Source organism: Phenylobacterium sp. CCH9-H3 (genome assembly GCF_001557235.1).
In the GTDB taxonomy this organism is placed as follows: Bacteria; Pseudomonadota; Alphaproteobacteria; order Caulobacterales; family Caulobacteraceae; genus Phenylobacterium.
The window spans coordinates 1-16,700 of the sequence record NZ_LSJI01000155.1 but is presented as its reverse complement, the minus strand read 5'-3'; the positions used below and the strand labels follow the sequence as shown (position 1 = coordinate 16,700).

General features: G+C 70.2%; 18 protein-coding genes. 4 read left to right on the top strand and 14 right to left on the bottom strand.

Going from position 1 to position 16,700, the window contains the following annotated elements:
- Positions 1-3: 3 nt before the first annotated feature.
- From AX721_RS13895 to AX721_RS13880, 4 genes are read right to left on the bottom strand one after another with little or no spacing between them, the layout of a single operon-like run.
- On the bottom strand, positions 4-630 hold the full coding sequence (locus tag AX721_RS13895; protein WP_068876589.1) for a glutathione S-transferase family protein: 627 nt from the start codon (positions 628-630) through the stop codon (positions 4-6).
- Positions 631-644: 14 nt separating this feature from the next.
- Entirely contained in the window at positions 645-2,147 is a 1,503-nt protein-coding gene (locus AX721_RS13890; protein ID WP_068876588.1) for a bifunctional 3-(3-hydroxy-phenyl)propionate/3-hydroxycinnamic acid hydroxylase, read from the bottom strand.
- Between the two features lies 1 nt (position 2,148).
- The gene (locus tag AX721_RS13885; protein WP_068876587.1) at positions 2,149-3,006 is read right to left on the bottom strand and encodes a fumarylacetoacetate hydrolase family protein; all 858 of its coding nucleotides are present in this window, start codon (positions 3,004-3,006) and stop codon (positions 2,149-2,151) included.
- 11 nt (positions 3,007-3,017) lie between these two features.
- Positions 3,018-3,944: a VOC family protein gene (locus AX721_RS13880; protein WP_068876586.1), complete on the bottom strand. Its 927-nt coding sequence runs from the start codon at positions 3,942-3,944 to the stop codon at positions 3,018-3,020.
- A 202-nt stretch (positions 3,945-4,146) separates the two neighbouring features.
- Here AX721_RS13880 and AX721_RS13875 point away from each other — a divergent pair, with 202 nt between their 5' ends.
- On the top strand, positions 4,147-5,145 hold the full coding sequence (locus AX721_RS13875) for an amidohydrolase family protein (protein WP_068876585.1): 999 nt from the start codon (positions 4,147-4,149) through the stop codon (positions 5,143-5,145).
- A 4-nt stretch (positions 5,146-5,149) separates the two neighbouring features.
- Here AX721_RS13875 and AX721_RS13870 read toward each other — a convergent pair whose 3' ends face one another.
- From AX721_RS13870 to AX721_RS13860, 3 genes are all read right to left on the bottom strand, one after another.
- A complete protein-coding gene (locus AX721_RS13870) occupies positions 5,150-6,109 on the bottom strand; it encodes an MBL fold metallo-hydrolase (RefSeq protein ID WP_068876584.1) in 960 nt (319 codons plus the stop codon).
- A 192-nt stretch (positions 6,110-6,301) separates the two neighbouring features.
- Positions 6,302-6,805 (bottom strand): DUF302 domain-containing protein, encoded by a 504-nt coding sequence (locus AX721_RS13865; RefSeq protein ID WP_068876583.1) that lies wholly within the window; start codon positions 6,803-6,805, stop codon positions 6,302-6,304.
- Positions 6,802-7,980, bottom strand: coding sequence for a patatin-like phospholipase family protein (locus AX721_RS13860; protein ID WP_068876582.1), 1,179 nt, complete (start codon positions 7,978-7,980; stop codon positions 6,802-6,804). The genes AX721_RS13865 and AX721_RS13860 overlap by 4 nt, the downstream gene beginning before the upstream one ends.
- A gap of 221 nt (positions 7,981-8,201) precedes the next feature.
- Here AX721_RS13860 and AX721_RS13855 point away from each other — a divergent pair, with 221 nt between their 5' ends.
- The 3 genes from AX721_RS13855 (at position 8,202) to AX721_RS13845 (ending at position 10,753) form a co-directional block, all read left to right on the top strand.
- Complete coding sequence (locus AX721_RS13855; RefSeq protein WP_068876581.1) at positions 8,202-8,681, top strand: cupin domain-containing protein; 480 nt, start codon at positions 8,202-8,204, stop codon at positions 8,679-8,681.
- Between the two features lie 154 nt (positions 8,682-8,835).
- Positions 8,836-10,044, top strand: coding sequence for an MFS transporter (locus AX721_RS13850; RefSeq protein WP_068876580.1), 1,209 nt, complete (start codon positions 8,836-8,838; stop codon positions 10,042-10,044).
- Positions 10,045-10,090: 46 nt separating this feature from the next.
- The gene (locus AX721_RS13845; RefSeq protein WP_082765460.1) at positions 10,091-10,753 is read left to right on the top strand and encodes a flavodoxin family protein; all 663 of its coding nucleotides are present in this window, start codon (positions 10,091-10,093) and stop codon (positions 10,751-10,753) included.
- A 58-nt stretch (positions 10,754-10,811) separates the two neighbouring features.
- On the opposite strand, the gene AX721_RS13840 is transcribed toward AX721_RS13845, so the two are convergent.
- The 7 genes from AX721_RS13840 to AX721_RS27955 form a co-directional block, all read right to left on the bottom strand.
- Positions 10,812-11,753, bottom strand: coding sequence for a LysR family transcriptional regulator (locus AX721_RS13840; protein ID WP_068876579.1), 942 nt, complete (start codon positions 11,751-11,753; stop codon positions 10,812-10,814).
- 30 nt (positions 11,754-11,783) lie between these two features.
- On the bottom strand, positions 11,784-13,097 hold the full coding sequence (locus AX721_RS13835; RefSeq protein WP_068876578.1) for an NAD(P)/FAD-dependent oxidoreductase: 1,314 nt from the start codon (positions 13,095-13,097) through the stop codon (positions 11,784-11,786).
- Positions 13,097-13,921 carry a 3-hydroxybutyrate dehydrogenase gene (locus AX721_RS13830; protein ID WP_068876577.1) on the bottom strand — a complete coding sequence of 275 codons (825 nt, stop codon included), beginning with the start codon at positions 13,919-13,921 and terminating at the stop codon, positions 13,097-13,099. The genes AX721_RS13835 and AX721_RS13830 overlap by 1 nt, the downstream gene beginning before the upstream one ends.
- A gap of 78 nt (positions 13,922-13,999) precedes the next feature.
- Positions 14,000-14,911: an MBL fold metallo-hydrolase gene (locus AX721_RS13825; protein WP_068876576.1), complete on the bottom strand. Its 912-nt coding sequence runs from the start codon at positions 14,909-14,911 to the stop codon at positions 14,000-14,002.
- A complete protein-coding gene (locus AX721_RS13820) occupies positions 14,908-15,828 on the bottom strand; it encodes a hypothetical protein (protein ID WP_068876575.1) in 921 nt (306 codons plus the stop codon). Before AX721_RS13820 ends, AX721_RS13825 begins: the two co-directional genes overlap by 4 nt.
- On the bottom strand, positions 15,825-16,334 hold the full coding sequence (locus AX721_RS13815; protein ID WP_231733253.1) for a hypothetical protein: 510 nt from the start codon (positions 16,332-16,334) through the stop codon (positions 15,825-15,827). The genes AX721_RS13820 and AX721_RS13815 overlap by 4 nt, the downstream gene beginning before the upstream one ends.
- Positions 16,331-16,700, bottom strand: a 370-nt coding sequence (locus tag AX721_RS27955) for a YHS domain-containing (seleno)protein (protein ID WP_068876574.1), incomplete at its 5' end; no start/stop codon positions are given. The genes AX721_RS27955 and AX721_RS13815, both read right to left, overlap by 4 nt.

Below are 16,700 nucleotides of genomic sequence, written 5' to 3'. Positions count from 1 at the left end.
TCGCTAGGCCTGCATCCTCAATCTCATCTCTTCACCCACGATGGCGGCGAGGGCAGGCCGGGAAAAGAGGGCTTGCTGGAAACGGTCGAGATTGGGAAGGGCGGGCAGTTGGCCGGCGAGCCCCGGCGCGGCCCGCCAGAGCAGGAAGACGCCAAGGTAGAGGTCGCAGACGCTGAAGGTGTCCAGCAAATGGTCGCGGTGCGCGAGGTGCGCGTCGATCTCGCCGAGCAGGTCCGCGACCTTCTTCACCGCCGCCGCAGAGGCCTCCGGCCCGTCGCAGCCCGGGGCCGGCGCCATCGCCGCCCGCATCGCCACGTGGAGCGAACTGGACAGGAAGGACAGCCACGCCTGTCCCTGGGCGCGGGCGAACGTGCCGGCTGTGGGGAACAAGCGGGCATCGGGCGCGAGATCGGCGATGAAGGGTAGGATCGCGGTGGACTCGGTCAGGACACCCTCGTCCGTCTCCAGGGCGGGGACCTTCCCGCGCGGGTTGATCCGGCGATAGGCCTCGGCGTGCTGGTCGCCGCGGGTCGTGTGGACAAGCGCGATCTCGTGCTCGAGCCCGGCGTGGACCAGGGCGAGGCGGCTGGCGAGCGAACACGCCATGGGCGCATGGTGGAGTCTCAGCATCGGGTCCTCAGGGTTCAAGCGGCTTGGCGCAGGGGCGCGAGGCTCCGCGTCCAGGCCTTCAGCAGCAGGTCGGGATCGCCCGCGCCGAAGACATAGCGATCGGGGCGGACGAGCACGGCATCGACCCCCTGCCGGTCCAGCCAGCTTTCGAGCGCGGCGCGGAATGGCGCCAGCACGTCGGCGTCGAGAGGCAGGACGCGAGGGCTTTCCGCCGGCGCGGCGGCCGAGCTGCGGGTGAGCAGCCACGCCTCACCCCCGACCAGGTCGTCGAGACGCAGCGCGCCAGCGCCATCGTCCGCCACGGGCTGCGGGAACGGGACGCCTGCGCCAGGGGAGCCCGGCAGGACGCAGCCGGCGGAGAACGCGGGTGGATGCAGCGGCGGCAGGGGCGGGGCGCCGCTGGCCTTGGCGGCCAGCATGCCGGCGTCCCGCTGCGCCGCGGCCTCGGGATCCAGGAGACAGACCACCCGTCCCATCCCGATCGCGAGTTCGATCGCGGCCCGCACGTGCGGCTCGCGTTCAAGCTGGTAGCTGTCGAGGAGGGCGTCGTCGGCCGCGCCGTTCACCACGGCGCCGAGTTTCCAGGCCAGGTTGGCGGCGTCGCGCAGGCCGGCGCACATGCCCTGTCCCGCGAATGGCGGCGTCTGGTGCGCGGCGTCGCCGGCGATCAGGGCGCGGCCCTCGCGCCAGCGGTTCGCCACGAGGCCGTGGAAGCGATAGACCGCCATGCGCTCGATCTCGACGGGACCGCAATCCCAGGGCCGGATCAGATCCTGCACGATGGCGTCGTTCAGCATGGCCTCGGGCGACTCGCCGGGCAGCAGCATGAACTCCCAGCGATGGCGGCCTGGACCGCTGAGGACGCAGGTGGTCGGGCGGGCGGGATCGCAGAGTTGGATGTTCACGTCCGGAGCCCGGCAGTCGGCGCCCACCTTCACATCCACGACCAGCCAGGGCTCGTCGAACTGGTAGTCGAACAGGCCGCCGCCGACGGCCTCGCGGACCAGGCTCTTGGCGCCGTCGCAGCCGACGATGTAGCGGGTGCGGATCGTCTGCGGGCCCCCGGGACCGGCGAGCTCGGCCGTGACGCCGTCCGCGTCCTGGGTGAAGCGCTCCAGCCGCACGCCCAGCCGGGCCTCCGCGGTCGGCAGGCCTTCGACCAGGGCGCGTAGGACGCCGTCCAGGCTCGGCTGGTGGAACATGTAGCCAGCCGCCCAGCCCGAGGGCGTCTCCGGGGGTGGCGGCAGCGCCATCAGCAGCTGCCCGTCGGCGGCGCGGAATTCGTAGGTCGGCAGGCGGCGGGCGTGCCGCACCACCTCGTCGGCGATCCCCAGCTGCTGGAACAGCCGCATGATCTCGTGGTCGAAATGAACCGCCCGCGGCAACGGATAGACTGCCGTGTCCTTGTCGACGGCGATCACGGCCACGCCGCGCCGGGCGAGAAGGGCGGTCAGCGCCGAGCCGACCGGCCCCATCCCCACCACGAGCACGTCGGCGTCGAAGGCAGGCGTCGGCATGTCAGGCTTCGTTCGCGCAGGGATTGTCGAGCGCGCCGAGGCCGTCGATTTCGACCCGCACCCGGTCGCCGTCTTTCAGGAACCGCATGGGCTTCATGGCCGCGCCGATCCCGCCGGGCGTGCCGGTGAAGATCAGGTCGCCCGGCTCCAAGGTCATGGCCTGGCTGAGATGCTCGACCTGGTCCCACACATTGAAGACCAGATGGCGGGTGTTGGAATCCTGGCGGACCTCACCGTTCACGAGACAGCGGATGCCGAGGGCGTGCGGGTCGGGGACCTCGTCGGCCGTCGTGATCCAGGGGCCGAACGGCGCATGGGTGTCGAACGACTTGCCCAGGACCCACTGCGGGGTGCGGTGCTGCCAGGCGCGCTCGGTCGCGTCGTTGCCGCAGCAGTAGCCGAAGATCGCGCCGGGCGCGGCGTCCCTGGCGATGTGGCGGCCGCCCTGGCCGATCACGGCGACGAGCTCGGCCTCGTAGTCGAGCGCCTGCGAAACCTTGGGAACCTGGATGGGATCGTAAGGGCCGTTGGCGGCAGTGGGCGCCTTGGAGAACCAGACCTGATGCTCGGGCGTGCCCAGATTGCTCTCGGCGATATGGTCCGCGTAGTTGAGGCCGATAGCCATGATCTTGCCCGGCCGGCGGATCGGAGCCAGCAGCCGGACGCCATCCAGCGCCGCCGCGTCGGTTCCCGCCTCGGCGATGCGGCGGACCTCGCCCGCCACCTGCGGCCAGGCGGCGATCAGGCCGATCATGTCGGCGGGCAATCCCGGCGCGGCCGCGTTCAGGGGTACGATCCGGTCGCCGACCACGGCGCCGAGCTGCGGGGCTGCGCCCGCATCGAAAGTCGCAAGCTTCATCGGTGTCGTCCTCAGCCCATGGTGGGTGGCATTTGCGGGCCCCACTGGACGCCCACCAGATCCTGCAGGTTGGAGACGTTGGAGCCGTCCGCGGCGGTGAAGAGGTCGCCGTCGGTCCAGTGCTCCAGGGTGTGACCCCACGGGTCGCGCCAGTAGTCGAAGACCTGGCTTCCGAGAATGTGACGGCCGACGCCCCACTCGGCGTCGCGGCCGGCGTCCTTCAGCCGTTGATGGCCGCGCATCAGGTCGTCGAGGTCGGCGACCTCGAAGGCCGCGTGGTTGAAGCTCGGGCCCTTGGGCCCCTGCATCAGGAACAGCGTGTGATGGTCGGTCGGCGTCTCGCCGCGGTCGCAGCGCAGGAAGGCTCCGATCGCGAAGTCCGGGGCGACCTGGATCTCGTCGGAGGTGATGAAGCCGAAGCGCTCCTTGTACCAGCGTTCGGAGGCGCGGAAGTCCGAGACGTTCAGCACCACGTGGCCCAGGCGCACGACGTTGGCGGGGCCTGGGACGATGCGCTTGGTCGCCCGCAGGCGCTCGCGGGCGTCTGCGCGGTTCCAGGGCTGGCTTGGATCGAGAGCCAGCGGTGGGGTGGCCGCCCGCCCGGCGACCACGTCCACGCGGTGGCCGTCGGGGTCGCGAAGCGTGACCATGCGCCCGCCTCCGGGCAGGTCCGTGTCCGTCACCTCCGCGCCCTCGGCCGCGGCCAGGCGCTCCAGGTCCTCCAGGCTTTCAGCGCGGAGGGCCACGGCGACGAAGCCGGGCTCGCCCAACTCGGTCACATGGGCGACCGGGGCCGGCCCCGAGCCGCGGGCCACGAGACGCGTATCGGTCGCCTCCGCCACCACGAGGCCGAAATCCTCGATGAACGCCCGCGTCTGGCCCAAGTCAGGCGCGCGGAACCGGACGTGGTCGACGTCCTCGATCTTGATGATGCTCATTCGGGGTGCTCAAGTTGACGATATAGTCAGGATGCGCGAAAGCTGGGGCTAAAGCAAGCGTCGTCCTGACGCGGAAGAAGTTGACGCGAAGGTCACATGGTGGGCGGAAATGGAATCGACCGGCGGCAGCGGAAGGCGCGCCTTGACGCGTCGCACGATCCTGGCGGCCTCTGGAGCCGCCGCGGCGCAGGGGAAAAGCGTAGTGGCTGAGACAACCACTTCGATCGGCGGATGCGCCTGCGGGCGGATCGATGTCCATTCGCACTTCCTGCCCGAGGTCTATGTGGCGGCGCTCGCCGAGGCGGGCCTCAAGACCCTGGACGGCGGCATGCCCATCCCCGCCTGGAGCGCAGAGGCGGCGATCCAGATGATGGACCGCCAGCAGATCGGGACGGCGATGATCTCGCTCTCGTCGCCCTCGACCCATTTCCTGGAGCCTCGCCGGCGCGCCGGGCTGGTGCGGGAGGTCAACGCGGCCGGGGCGGCGCTGATGTCCGCCCATCCCGGCCGGTTCGGCTTCTTCGCGACGCTGCCGATGCCCGATGTCGAGGCGTCCCTGGCTGAGATCCGCCATGCCTTCGACGTGCTGGGCGTCGACGGCGTGATCCTGGAAACCAACGTGGACGGGGTCTATCTGGGCGCGCCGGCGTTCGCCCCGGTCTTCGCGGAACTGAACCGCCGCCGCGCGACGCTGTTCCTGCACCCGACCAGCCCGGCCTGTTTCGAGGCGCTCGCCCTGGGTCGGCCCGCGCCGCTGCTGGAATTCCCGCTGGACACCACCCGCACGCTGGTCGACCTGCTCTATGCGCGGACCCTGCAGACGCACCCCCACATCAAGGTCATCGTGCCGCACGGCGGCGCGGCGCTACCGGCCCTGGTCGCGCGGATCGCCGCCTTCGCCGGCCTGCCTTTCATCGACCCGCGCCCGGCTTCCGAGGCAGAGGTGTTCGAGACCCTGGCCCGGCTCTACTACGACGTGGCGTTATCCGGGCATCCGGTGGCCTTCGCGGGCCTGCGCCGCATCGCGCCCCTCGGCCATATCCTGTTCGGCAGCGACTGGCCGTTCACCCCGGAGGTCGGCGTCGCCCGGAACATCCATCAGCTCGCGCAGAACGGTCTGAGCGAGGTCGAGCTTGCGGCCATCGCGCGGGAGAACGCCGAGCGGGTCTTCCCGCGCCTGGCGGCGCTGAGGCGCAGCTAGGGCGTCAGAAGGTCTGCAGGTCCTCCGCGAGGACGACCCGGCCCTTGAACTCGGCGGCGATCGCCTTGCGCGCGCCGGCCAGCTCGTCGCGCTCCAGGGAGTTGTGGGTTGCGACCACCGTCTTCGCGCCGCAGGCGGTGGCCAGCTTGCCGACCTCGGCCGGTGACAGGTGCTCGCGGCGGAAGTGGTCCTCGACCAGGTCGTAGATGGCGGGCGGGCCGCCCGGCCGGGTCACCTTGATGCGGGCGATGGCGAGCGCCGGGTCCATCATCTCGCTGACCAGCAGATCGACGCCTTTGCAGAGCTGCTCCACCTTCGCGCTGGGGCCGGTGTCGCCGGTGTAGAGGATCGAGCGTCCCGGCGCGTCGAACCGGAAGGACAGCGAGATCGGCCGCGGCTCCGCCGGCGATTTCAGGGTGACGTAGTGGCTGTTCTCGGTCGCGGTGACGCGGACCTCGCCGGCGCTGAACGTGGCGCCGTCCCCGATCTCGACGATCTTGATGTTGGCGTCCGGTCCCCCGGCCAGGCGCATGGTCTGGATGGCGTGGCCGCCGGGTCCCATGGCGGCGAAGAGGTGGGCCACCGTCTCCCGTGTGCCGGGCGGTCCATAGATGGTGACCGGCGTGGCCCCGCTGGTCTGGAAGCGGAGGCTGAGGAAGGCGAAGAGGCCGCCGGTGTGGTCGAAGTGCAGATGGCTGATCAGGACGGTCTGGATCTGGTCGATCCCGACGCCGGCCTTGGCCAGCTGTTCGGCGGCGCCGTCGCCCACATCGGCCAGGAGGTACTGATCGCCATGGCGCACCAGGTTGGCGGGTTCCGAACGGTCCTTCCGGGGAATCGGCCCGGAGTTCGTGCCCAGGGTCGTGAAGGTCAGCGTAGCGGGCGCGGGGGCGGCGCGTGCAGCCGGGCCGCCAAGGGCAGCGGCGGCGAGCAGGACCAGCATGGTGCGAACCGACCGACGCATTGGATCTCCCTCCCAGGACGTTAGCCACGCCATGGGTAGGTGAATATGACCATATCGTCAACTTATGAGCGCGCGAGGCATTAGAGACGCGTGCTCAAATGAACTGCAGGGCGGCGCTTATCAGACGATATGGTCATATTGCGCGGGAGGCCTGGAAGTGGCCTCGAGCGGCTGCGGCCGAGAAGCCGGTGCTCAGCGTCCCGCAACGCTCCCTGCGATGGAGCCGGCCACTTCGGAAGCCATCTTGATCTGGGCGGCGCGGTCGCGGATCTCGTAGCGGTCGGCGATCCAGGCGAAGTCGGTGTAGGCGACCCAGACCTTGCCGCCCGCGTCCTGGGTGACGAGGATGCGCACCGGCCAGTCGAGGCCCGCGTAGGGGTTCGAGGTCAGGAACTGGGCGCCTAGCGGCGGGTTGCCGAAGATGAGCAGCTTGGACGGCCGCAGGGGAATGTCGGCGCCCTTGGCAAGGTCGGCCTGGTCGATCTCGGTGAAGAAGCGGATGCCCTTGCCGGCGATGTCGGCCTTGATGCGGCTGACGGTGTCGTCGAACCCATAGGCGCTCGGGACGCGGACCACGCCCTGGGCGGTTTCCGAGGCGGCGGCCGGTTCGGCGACGGCCGCGATAGCCACAGCGGCCAGGCTGAGGCTCACGCCCATGGCGATTGCGCGGATCGAATGGTGGGTGAAGCGGGTCATGTGGAGGGTCCTTGGTTGTTGGCGGTGAAGGGGGCGTCCGTCATTTGGCCCGCGTCGGCCTCGTGGAGGATGATGCCTTCCATGGGGTCGACGCCGTGCATCCACGGGGTCCGGTCGAGCACCCGGGCGGTCTGAGCGTAGCCGGCGTCCCAGCGGGCCTTGATGCCGCCAGGGCTGAAGTCGATGTCCTTGGCATGGTCCTCGCCGGCCAACGGCGGGGAGAGCAGGCGGATCACGTGCATCTGGGTGGGGCAGCCATAGGCGGCCAGCTCGCGCGCCTCGTTCGTGGCGCGGACCTCGGGCGGCAGCTTGTCGGCCAGCATCGCGATGACGTGGCGCAGCTTGTGGATCTGCTTCTGCCGCGCGATGTGCGTGATCGCACGGCTGGAATACTGCAGGTCCTTCTGGCGCGAGAGCACGCTCCAGATGCTGTCGGGCTCGGGGCCGTTGGGCGCCCACATGTGCACGGCGAAGACGACGCCCGAGCGGCGCGGCTTGTCGTCGAAGACGGCCTCGACGGGCGTGTTCGAAAGGATGCCGCCGTCCCAGTACAGCTCGCCTTCGATGCGGACGGCGGGGAAGGCGGGCGGCAGGGCGCCCGAGGCCATGACGTGGCGCACGGTCAGAACGTCGTCCCGGCTGTCGAAGTATCGCATCTGGCCGGTCTGGACGTTGGCGGCGCCCACGGTGAGCCGGGGACGCCCTGCGTTCAGGAGTTGGGGGTCGAGCAGATCGCCAAGCGTCTTCTCCAGCGGATCGGTCGAATAGTAGCCGGCGAGCTCGGAGCCGAGCGGGGTCTGCATGCCGAGGAACGCCCAGGGGTTCGGACGGAAGAAGGCCTCCAGGCCATGGGCCACGGTCATGGCGTTGGCCATCAGGGCCCCCACGCCGGGCAGCATGCCGGCGAACTGCGTGGCGCGGGAGTGGGTCATCCGATCCCAGAACTCGCGCATGCGCTCCAGGCGGCGGTCCGGCTCGTTGCCGGCGATGAGCGCGGCGTTGATGGCGCCGATGGAGGTGCCGATCACCCAGTCGGGTTCGACACCAGCGTCCTGCAGCGCCTGGTAGACGCCGGCCTGATAGGCCCCCAGAGCGCCGCCGCCCTGGAAGACCAGGACGACCTGGCCCAGTTCGGACTTGTCGAGGGCGGCGGAAGGCTTGGCGGCGGTTTTCATGCCGCCCTTGTCTCAGCTGGTCAGGTGCAGCGGAAATGTCACTTGGCTAATCTGACCATGCGCGCTCTGCATCGGCTTGCCCGCCTCGCGCGCGCGAAGGATTCGACAGTATTGTGCTGACTGAACGTCTCGCGCATCGCCGCGATAACTTAAAGCGAATTCAGGGCTTGGCGCCCGCTCTCTAGGTTTGGGTCATCGAACACCCCGCAAGAGAGACACCGATGAAGACCCCCCTGATCCTCGCCGCGACGGCCTCGATGGCCGCCGCCCTTTTCGTGTCCGGCGCTGCGGCGGCGGGCGAATGCCCGGCCGCCGAAATGCGCGTCGACGCCCGTACGTCGGGTGAGACGACTCCGGCCAAGGTCACCGACACCGAACTGGCCTTCGTGGCCCTGGGCGATCAGATCGGCGGCCTCGACAACCGTCGCCTTCGCCTCCGCCGGCTGGTGGTCCAGCCGGGCGGCGTGGTGCCGTGGCACAGCCATACCGACCGTCCGGCCCTGATCATGACGGTTTCGGGCCAGATCACGGAGTACGCCTCGAACTGCGCCGTGGGCATCGACCACAAGGCCGGCGACGTGGCTCGGGAAGTGAAGGGCGTCAGCCACTGGTGGAAGAACAACGGCAAGGTCCCCGCCGTGCTGATCGCCGCCGACATCAAGAACGACGCCGACACCACGGCCGCCGCCGACCACATGTGAGCACCGCCCGCGGCCGCGCTATCCCCCGCCCGGCGCGCCGCGGGTCCGAAGGCCTGACACCCCCAGTCCCAGGCCTTCTGCTGAGGCGCGTGGCGTTCCCGGACCCGTCCCGGCGCGCCGCGCGCCTCTTGCGCTTGTAGCCCCGGAGCCTTCCATGACCGCCGCCGACTCCAACACCCTGCTGCGCCACACCCTGATCGGCCTGATCGGCTTTCTCACCCTGGTCGACCTCTTCGCCGCCCAGGCGATCCTGCCGACGCTGGCGGCCATGTACGACGTGCCGCGCGCCGCCATGGGCGTGGCCGTGAACGCCTCGACCATCGGCATGGCCGCCGCCGGCCTGGTGGTGGCGATGATCAGCCATCGGCTTCCCCGCCGGGGCGGGATCTGGGTCAGCCTGGCCCTGTTGGCCGTTCCGACGACGCTACTGGCCCACGCGCCGGACCTGGCCACGTTCACAGCGCTCCGGATCGCCCAGGGCGTCTTCATGTCGGCCGCCTTCACGCTGACCATGGCGCACCTGTCCGAACAGAACACGGGCTCCGCCACCGCCGGGGCCCTTGCCGCCTACGTCACGGGAAATGTCGCCTCGAACCTGGTGGGCCGGCTGGTCTCGTCGGCCGTGGCCTCGAGCGCCGGCGTGGCCATCAACTTCTATGTCTTCGCCGGCCTGAACCTGGCGGGCGCGGCGCTGGTCTACGCGACCCTGCAGGGCGCCCCCGCGATGGTCGCCGGGGTCGAGGAGATGCGGCGTTCCGCGTTGGCGCGGATCGCAGCCCATTTCACGAACCGCTGCATGGTGGCCAGCTTCGGAATCGGCTTCTTCGTGCTGTTCGCGTTCCTGGGGACCTTCACCTACGTGAACTTCGTGCTGGCGGAGCCGCCGCTGCGGCTCGGCCCCATGGCGTTGGGCCTGGTCTATTTCGTCTTTCTGCCCTCGATGGTGACGACCCCCCTGGCCGGGCGGGTCGCCAACCGGTTCGGTCCGCGTCCCGCCTTCTTCGCGTCGCTTGGCCTGGCCCTGGCCGGCCTGCCCCTGCTGCTGGCTGGCGCGATCGTCCCCGTGATCGCCGGACTGACGGCGGTGGGTGTCGGCACGTTCTTCGCCCAGGCGACGGCCACCGGCTTCGTAGGGCGCGCGGCGCGCGAGGACCGGGCGGCCGCGAGCGGCATCTACCTCGCCAGCTACTACCTGGGCGGTCTCGCCGGAGCGGCGGTCGTCGGCCAGGTCTACGACCGCGCCGGTTGGCCGGCCGCGGTGGTCGTGGTGGGCGGATCCCTTGCCGCGGCCGCGGCCCTCGCGGCGAGCTTGCGGCCGGCGACGGCGGGCGCCGCGAGCCGCCTGGCCGCCGAGGCCGCTTAGGCGGCTCGCCCCCTTCGTTTTCTCTGAGCAAAGGACGGAGCTTCCGATGGCTCGAGTTTCAGTGGTCTATCATTCAGGGTCAGGCCGGACGGGCCTGCTGGCGGATGCGGTCTGGCGTGGCGCCGGGCGCGTGGAGGGAGTCGAAGTCGACCTCCTGCGCGTCACGGCCGATCAGATGGACGCACGCGCACGCTGGTGGGATGCCGACATCATGGCCCGGCTGAATGCCGCCGACGGGATCGTCTTCGGCTGCCCGACACTGATGGGCATGCCCAGCACGCCGTTCAAGGCGTTCATGGAAGGCGCCTTCGATCCCTGGTGGAAACAGGGCTGGAAAGACAAGTTCGCCGGCGGCTTCACCAACTCCGCGTCGTTGAACGGCGACAAGACCAACACCCAGATCCAGCTGCTCGTGTTCGCGGCCCAGATGGGAATGATGTGGGTGCCGATGGGCGACCACCCCGGCGCGAACTGGAGCGGCGGCGGCGAGGACGACGCCAACCGGCTGGGCGCCTTCCTGGGTCCCATGAGCCAGAGCCTGGCGGACGTGCCCGTCGAGCGCGCCACGCCGCCGTCCGACCTCGTGACCGGCGAACGGTACGGTGAGCGCTTCGCCCGGATCGTCCGCAAGTGGGCGGACGGCGCCGCCTACGACACGGAGCGGGTCGCCGATCTCGCGACCAGCGCCGCGCGCCGGGCGATCGCCTAGCCGACCCAGCCCTGCGCCTGGCGGCCGTCGTCAAGGCGCAGGGCTCGCCGCCTTTCGCTCAGTGCTGCCCCGCCGTCTCGAGTTCGCGGCCATCCGGATCGCAAGGTGTCGGGTCTATCGCCCCGGGCGGCCACTTGAACGCCCGGGCCTGCTGGACGAAGGCGCCGACGGCGGGCGAGTGGGGTCGGCCTCGAACGGTCACCAGCATGATGGTGCGGCTGAACTCCGGATCGATCAGGCGGCGGGTGACCAGGGCCGGGTCGGTGACGCTGAGCTCGGGAAAGAAGCCGATGCCCAGTCCCGCCTTGATCATTCCCTGCACCCAGTCGTCCCGCTCGGACGAGAAGACCTTCTTCCAGAGAACGCCGGCGGCGCGCAGCTCGCGACGGGCGTAGTCGAAGATCTCGCAGTCGGCCCGGCTGACGTAGGGCTGCTCGTGGGTGTCGCGGCAGGTGACGACGTTCTGGGCGGCGAGCGGGTGGTCCGGCGGCAGGGCGATCACGAACCGCTCGCTGTAGAGCGGCAGGCCGTGGAAGCGCACGTCCAGCGCCTCGGGCAGGCCGAACAGGGCCAGGTTGAGGCCGCCCTTGGACAGCATTTCCTGCAACTCGGCCGAGCCCTCCTCGATGACCTCGAGGTCGACGTTCGGGTGCGCCATGCGGAACTTGACGATCAGCTCGGCGATCATCTGCGGCCCGATCGTGCACATCACGCCGATCCTCAAGGTGACGTTGTCCAGCTTCCTGCTGGCGCGCGCCTGGGCCTTGGCGGCCTCGGTCTGGGCCTGGATCTGCTCCAAGTAGGGCAGCATCATCTTGCCCAGTTCGGAGAGGTGCGTGTTCTGCCGCTCCCGGTGGAACTGCGGACCGCCCAGCTCGTGCTCGAGCTGCTGGATGGCGCGGGTCAGGGCCGGCTGGCTGACATTGGACTGCTCGGCCGCGCGCGTGAAGTTGAGCGTCCTCGCGAGGGCGAGGAAGTAGCGGACCTGCTGCATTTCCATGGCGGGATCCCCATTGGCCAGGAAGCGCGGTTAGGAGGCGATACGCGCCTCCGCCGACGGTGAAGCTACACGGATTGCGGGTTCGCGCCCACGCGTGACGGCCTCAAAGACCAGTCGCGCGCCGCGCTCGAACGTCAGGTAGGACCAGATCCAGTCCAGCACGACCTGAAGGCGATTGCGGAAGCCGATCAGGAACCAGACGTGGGCGGCGCACCAGAACAGCCACGCCGGGAAGCCGGTGAGCTTGATCCGGCCCAGGTCGGCGACCGCCGCCTGGCGGCCGATGGTGGCGAGGCTGCCGGCGTTGGCGTAGCGGAACGGGCCTGGGGCGGGGCCGCCGGCGATGCGCGCGGCGATGAGCCTGGCGGCGTAGACACCGGCCTGCTTGGCTGCGGGCGCCACGCCGGGCACCGGCGCGCCGGTGGAATCGCGGATGCTGGCGCAGTCGCCGATCACGAAGACTTCCGGCCGGCCCGGCAGCGTCAGGTCCTTCTCGACGAACACCCGGCCGGCGCGATCGGTCTCCGCGCCCAGCCACCGGCCCGCGGGCGAGGCTTGGACGCCGGCCGCCCAGATCACATTGGCCGCATCGATCCGCAGATCGCCGACGCCTACGCCGCCTTCGTCGCAGTGGCCGACGGGCCGGCCCAGCATCAGTTCGACGCCCAGCTTCTCCAGCGCGGCTTTCGCATAGGCCGAGAGCGAAGGGCAGAAGGTCGCCAGCACCCGAGGCCCGCCGTCGATCAAAAGGATGCGGGCGCGCTGGCCGCGGATTCGGCGGAAGTCGCAGGCCAGCGCCCGGCGGGTCAACTCGGCGATGGCGCCGGCCAGTTCGACGCCCGTCGGGCCGCCGCCGACCACGACGAAGGTCAGCAGGCGCTGGCGGGTCTCGGCGTCCAGGTCGAGTTCGGCCGACTCCAGCGCCAGCAGGACTCGGCGGCGGAGGCCCAGGGCGTCCTCCAGCGACTTCAGGCCCGGCGCATGCGCCGCCCAGTCGTCGCGGCCGAAGTAGGCGTGGGTGGCGCCGGTGGCGACGATGAGCTGGTCGTAGGCGATCCGGCGGGAGCCGAGCAGCACGCAGCGGGCGTCGAGGTCGACGCCGCTCACCTCGTCCAGCTCGATGTGCAGGTTGGGAAGGCGGCGCAGGATCATCCGGATCGGGCTGGCGATCTGGGTCGGCGCCAGGCCCGCGGTGGCCACCTGGTAGAGCAAGGGCTGGAACAGATGGTGGTTGCGGCGGTCGATGAGGGTGACGTCCGCGTCGGTTTTGGCCAGCGCATGGACGGCCGCCAGCCCGCCGAAGCCGGCGCCCACGATCACGACCTTCTGGCGCGGGCGGTCCATCAGTGTGCGGTCCAGCCGCCGTCGACGGTGAGCGCCGCGCCGGTGATGGAGGCGCCGTGCTCCCCGCAGAGGAAGGCGGTGAGAGCGCCGATCTCCTCCACCGAGGCGAACTTGCGGTTCGGCTGCGCCGTCAGGAGTACGTCGGTGATCACCTGCTCGGCGGTCATCATATGGGCGCGGGCCTGATCGGCGATCTGCTTCTCGACCAGGGGCGTCCAGACATAGCCGGGGCAGATGGCGTTGCAGGTGACGCCCATGCGGGCCGCCTCCAGCGCGACCGTCTTGGTCAGGCCGACGACTCCATGCTTGGCGGCCACGTAGGCCGACTTGAACGGCGAGGCGACCAGGCCGTGGGCCGAGGCGATGTTGACGATCCGTCCGAAGCCGCGCTCCAGCATTTCGGGCAGGACGGCCTTGGTGGCGTAGAACGCCGACGACAGGTTCACCGCCAGGATCGCTTCCCACTTGGCGTTCGGAAACTCGGTCACCGGCGCCACGTGCTGGATGCCGGCGTTGTTCACCAGGATGTCGATGGGCCCCAGAACGTCGCGGGCGAAGGCGACCATCTCGCAGATATTCTCCGGCATGGAGAGGTCGGCGGGGGAATAGATCACCTCGACGCCGTGCAGCTTGGCCAGGGTCTCGCGCGTGCGCTCGATGTCCTGTGGGTCGCCGAAGCCGTTCAGGACGATCCGGGCACCTTGTTCGGCCAGGGTCTCGGCGATGCCCAGGCCGATGCCGCTGGTGGAGCCTGTGACAATGGCGACCCGGCCGTCGAGCGGGCGGGCGAGGGCGGTGGCGGTCTGGGCGGCGGTGATCGTCATGATTGGATCCTGTGTCCTGATCGGGCCCTCATCGTGGGTCGAGGGTCCGGGCGGTTGAAATGCCCGGAGCGCATTGGCTCACGCCGCGTGGCGCATGAAGAGCGGTCGCCAGAGGCCGGCCATGCCGACTTCGCCCGACAGGTCGATGACGCCGCGCCGGTAGAGGTCGAACAGGTGCGCCAGCACCGAGTGGCAGGCCGCGGGGTGGAGGCGCCGGTCGGTGTCGGCATAGAGCTTGGCGACGAGCTGCCGCACGGTCGCGGGGCCGCCGGTCTCCAGCGCCACCAGGATCTGCTTCTCGCGCTGTCGCCGGTGGACGATGTAGGCGGCCAGGAAGCTGTCGACCCGGCGGATGGGCGGGCCGTGCGCCGGGAAGAGGGTGTCGTAGCGCCTGGCGCGGATCCGCTCGAGGCTGCGCATGTAGAGCCCCATGTCGCCGTCCGGCGGACTGACCACGCTGGTGGACCAGCCCATGACGCAGTCGCCGGGGAACAGCGCGTTCTCCTCCAGCAGGGCGAAGGCGTAGTGGTTCGAGGTGTGGCCGGGCGTGGCGACCGCCTCGATCGTCCAGCCGGGGCCGCGGAACAGCTGCCCGTCGTCCAGCGCCACGTCGGGGCGGAAGCCGAGGTCGTCGCCCGCCTCCAGGCGGTCCCCGCCGCCCGAGGGCCGGCAGTAGGTGGTTCCGGCGTAGATCACGGCGCCGGTCCGCTCCGCCAGGGGCCGCGCCGCGGGCGAGTGGTCCAGGTGGTTGTGGGTGACGAAGATGTGCGTGATCCGCTCGCCCTTCGTGGCCTTGAGGATCGCTTCGATCTGGCGCGGGTCGTCCGGGCCGGGGTCGACGACGGCGACCTCTCCATGACCCACGATGTGGGCGCCGGTGCCGGTGAAGGTGAACGGCCCGGGATTTTCGGCGATCAGCCGCCGGATCAGCGGGCTCACCCGGTCGGGCCGGCCATACTTGAACGCCAACTCACGCACGAACGGGATCATGACCTCGGCTCCGTGATCAGCGCCCGAAGCGCGCGGCCCATGCGGGCCACGGCCACGAGCTTTTGGAAGAAGGGCAGGGCGATGGGCGGGCCCATGTCGGTCTTGTTGACGTCGACGACGTAGAGCCGGCCGCTGGCGCGATCGCGCAGGATGTCCAGACCGCCCCAATCCAGGCCCATGGCGCGGCAGAAGGCGCCCAGGGTCCCGATCTCCTCCGGCGAGAAGACGTCTTCCGGCCGCGCCATGCCGACGCTGCAGTTGTGGTTGGCGAAGCGGTCCTCGACGCGGCGGCGCTTCAGGAACACCACTACGGGCTTGCCGCCCACGAACGGCGTGCGCAGGTCAACGGCCAGACCGTCTTCCACGTTGTCGATCAGCCGCTGGTAGGTGCGGCCGGGCCGCGCGCGCGTGGGCAGGCGGACGACGCGGCCGTCGTGGACGCCGTTGCCCTCGCCCTTCTCGACCGCCAGGCCGACGCCGGTTTCAGGATCCAGCGCCAGGGGGTAGCCGAACACCTCGGCGAACACAGCCGCCACGCGGCTCTTGGTGATGTCGACGCAGGCGTAGTTGAAGGCGCGCGAATGCCAGCGGGCCGGCGGCACGCCGGCGGTGGCGTCCTCGAAGTAGAAGGCCGCCTGCGCCTCGTCCGGGGAGCGGGCGATCCGCACCCCGTTCCAGGCCGCCGCGGCCCACACCAGATACCAGGGCCTTGGCCGGTCGGGCGCGAACCAGACCGCCGGGCCGGGGCGCGCCAGCCGGTTCAGCAGCATCTTGCCGCGGATCGCCAGGTAGAGGCCGAGCCAGGTGGCGGCTTCCGAAGCCAGCGCCCGGTCCAGCGGGATCACCGCGCCGGTTTTCTTGATCTGCACGGTGCGCCCGCGGACGGAAAAGTCGGAGGTCCATAGGGTCTCGCTCATGACCGGAAGGCCGCGGGCTCGTGGGGCGCGAAGACCGCGGCGGCGCGGCTCAGGAACACGCCGAACTCGCGCCGCCGGAACACGCCCAGCAGCAGGACTGCGCAGACCAGGTTCACACAGGCCGCGGCGAACAGCCCGCCGCCGTCGTCATTAGGATCCACGCCCAGCGGCGTGAACAGATGGAAGCCGACCGCACCCGCCATGACCAGCAGCCCGGCCAGCGCGCCGGCCGCCTGCAGGTGCCGCAGGCGTGGCAGGATGCCCGCCAAAAGGAGGCTGGAGGCGAGCAGCTCGATCGAGCCGATCACGTACTGGCTGAAGAGGCCGGTGTGGGCGAAGAGCCCGGGAAGCCCTAGCTCGCTGGTCCAGCCGTCGAGCCGGCCGAAGATCACCTGGGTCTTGGGATGGTCGGTGAACTTGAAGCGAAGGCTGTCCAGGAAGACGGCGGCCATGAAGAGCGCGAGACCGTGCGGGGCCAGGCCAACGAGGCGATGACGCAGGCTCACTTCAGCACCTGCGGCCAGTTGCGGTCGCCCTTGGCGATGTTGCCGGGAATGTCCTTGGCCCAGCGCTTCTGAACCGTCTGGTCGTAGTTCAGGTAGAGCTTGCCGTTCACGACCTTCCAGGCCAGCGGGTCGCCCTTGGCGGTATAGCCGCCGGCGACGGCCCAGGCGCAGTAGCCGCCATATTGCGGGGCGTAGGCGGCGGGGTTGGCCTTGAACTTCGCCAGGTTGGCGGCGTTGGCGAACCGGAACTCCGCGCCCTTCCAGCTGGTGGCGAATTTCGCATCGCCCTTGACCGGCGCACCGCCGAAGTAGCTGACGGCGTCGTAACCGCCCACCGCGACGTTAGAGAAGGCCGGGGTGTAGATC

Bases quoted from the DNA above. Each gene is read 5' to 3' on its own strand.
- AX721_RS13840 (WP_068876579.1), bottom strand. From the start codon at position 11,753: ATGGAAATGCAGCAGGTCCGCTACTTCCTCGCCCTCGCGAGGACGCTC.
- AX721_RS13855 (WP_068876581.1), top strand. From the start codon at position 8,202: ATGAAGACCCCCCTGATCCTCGCCGCGACGGCCTCGATGGCCGCCGCC.
- AX721_RS13825 (WP_068876576.1), bottom strand. From the start codon at position 14,911: ATGATCCCGTTCGTGCGTGAGTTGGCGTTCAAGTATGGCCGGCCCGAC.
- AX721_RS13870 (WP_068876584.1), bottom strand. From the start codon at position 6,109: ATGCGTCGGTCGGTTCGCACCATGCTGGTCCTGCTCGCCGCCGCTGCC.
- AX721_RS13830 (WP_068876577.1), bottom strand. From the start codon at position 13,921: ATGACGATCACCGCCGCCCAGACCGCCACCGCCCTCGCCCGCCCGCTC.
- AX721_RS13880 (WP_068876586.1), bottom strand. From the start codon at position 3,944: ATGAGCATCATCAAGATCGAGGACGTCGACCACGTCCGGTTCCGCGCG.
- AX721_RS13835 (WP_068876578.1), bottom strand. From the start codon at position 13,097: ATGGACCGCCCGCGCCAGAAGGTCGTGATCGTGGGCGCCGGCTTCGGC.
- AX721_RS13845 (WP_082765460.1), top strand. From the start codon at position 10,091: ATGGCTCGAGTTTCAGTGGTCTATCATTCAGGGTCAGGCCGGACGGGC.
- AX721_RS13885 (WP_068876587.1), bottom strand. From the start codon at position 3,006: ATGAAGCTTGCGACTTTCGATGCGGGCGCAGCCCCGCAGCTCGGCGCC.
- AX721_RS13865 (WP_068876583.1), bottom strand. From the start codon at position 6,805: ATGACCCGCTTCACCCACCATTCGATCCGCGCAATCGCCATGGGCGTG.
- AX721_RS13860 (WP_068876582.1), bottom strand. From the start codon at position 7,980: ATGAAAACCGCCGCCAAGCCTTCCGCCGCCCTCGACAAGTCCGAACTG.
- AX721_RS13890 (WP_068876588.1), bottom strand. From the start codon at position 2,147: ATGCCGACGCCTGCCTTCGACGCCGACGTGCTCGTGGTGGGGATGGGG.
- AX721_RS13850 (WP_068876580.1), top strand. From the start codon at position 8,836: ATGACCGCCGCCGACTCCAACACCCTGCTGCGCCACACCCTGATCGGC.
- AX721_RS13820 (WP_068876575.1), bottom strand. From the start codon at position 15,828: ATGAGCGAGACCCTATGGACCTCCGACTTTTCCGTCCGCGGGCGCACC.
- AX721_RS13895 (WP_068876589.1), bottom strand. From the start codon at position 630: ATGCTGAGACTCCACCATGCGCCCATGGCGTGTTCGCTCGCCAGCCGC.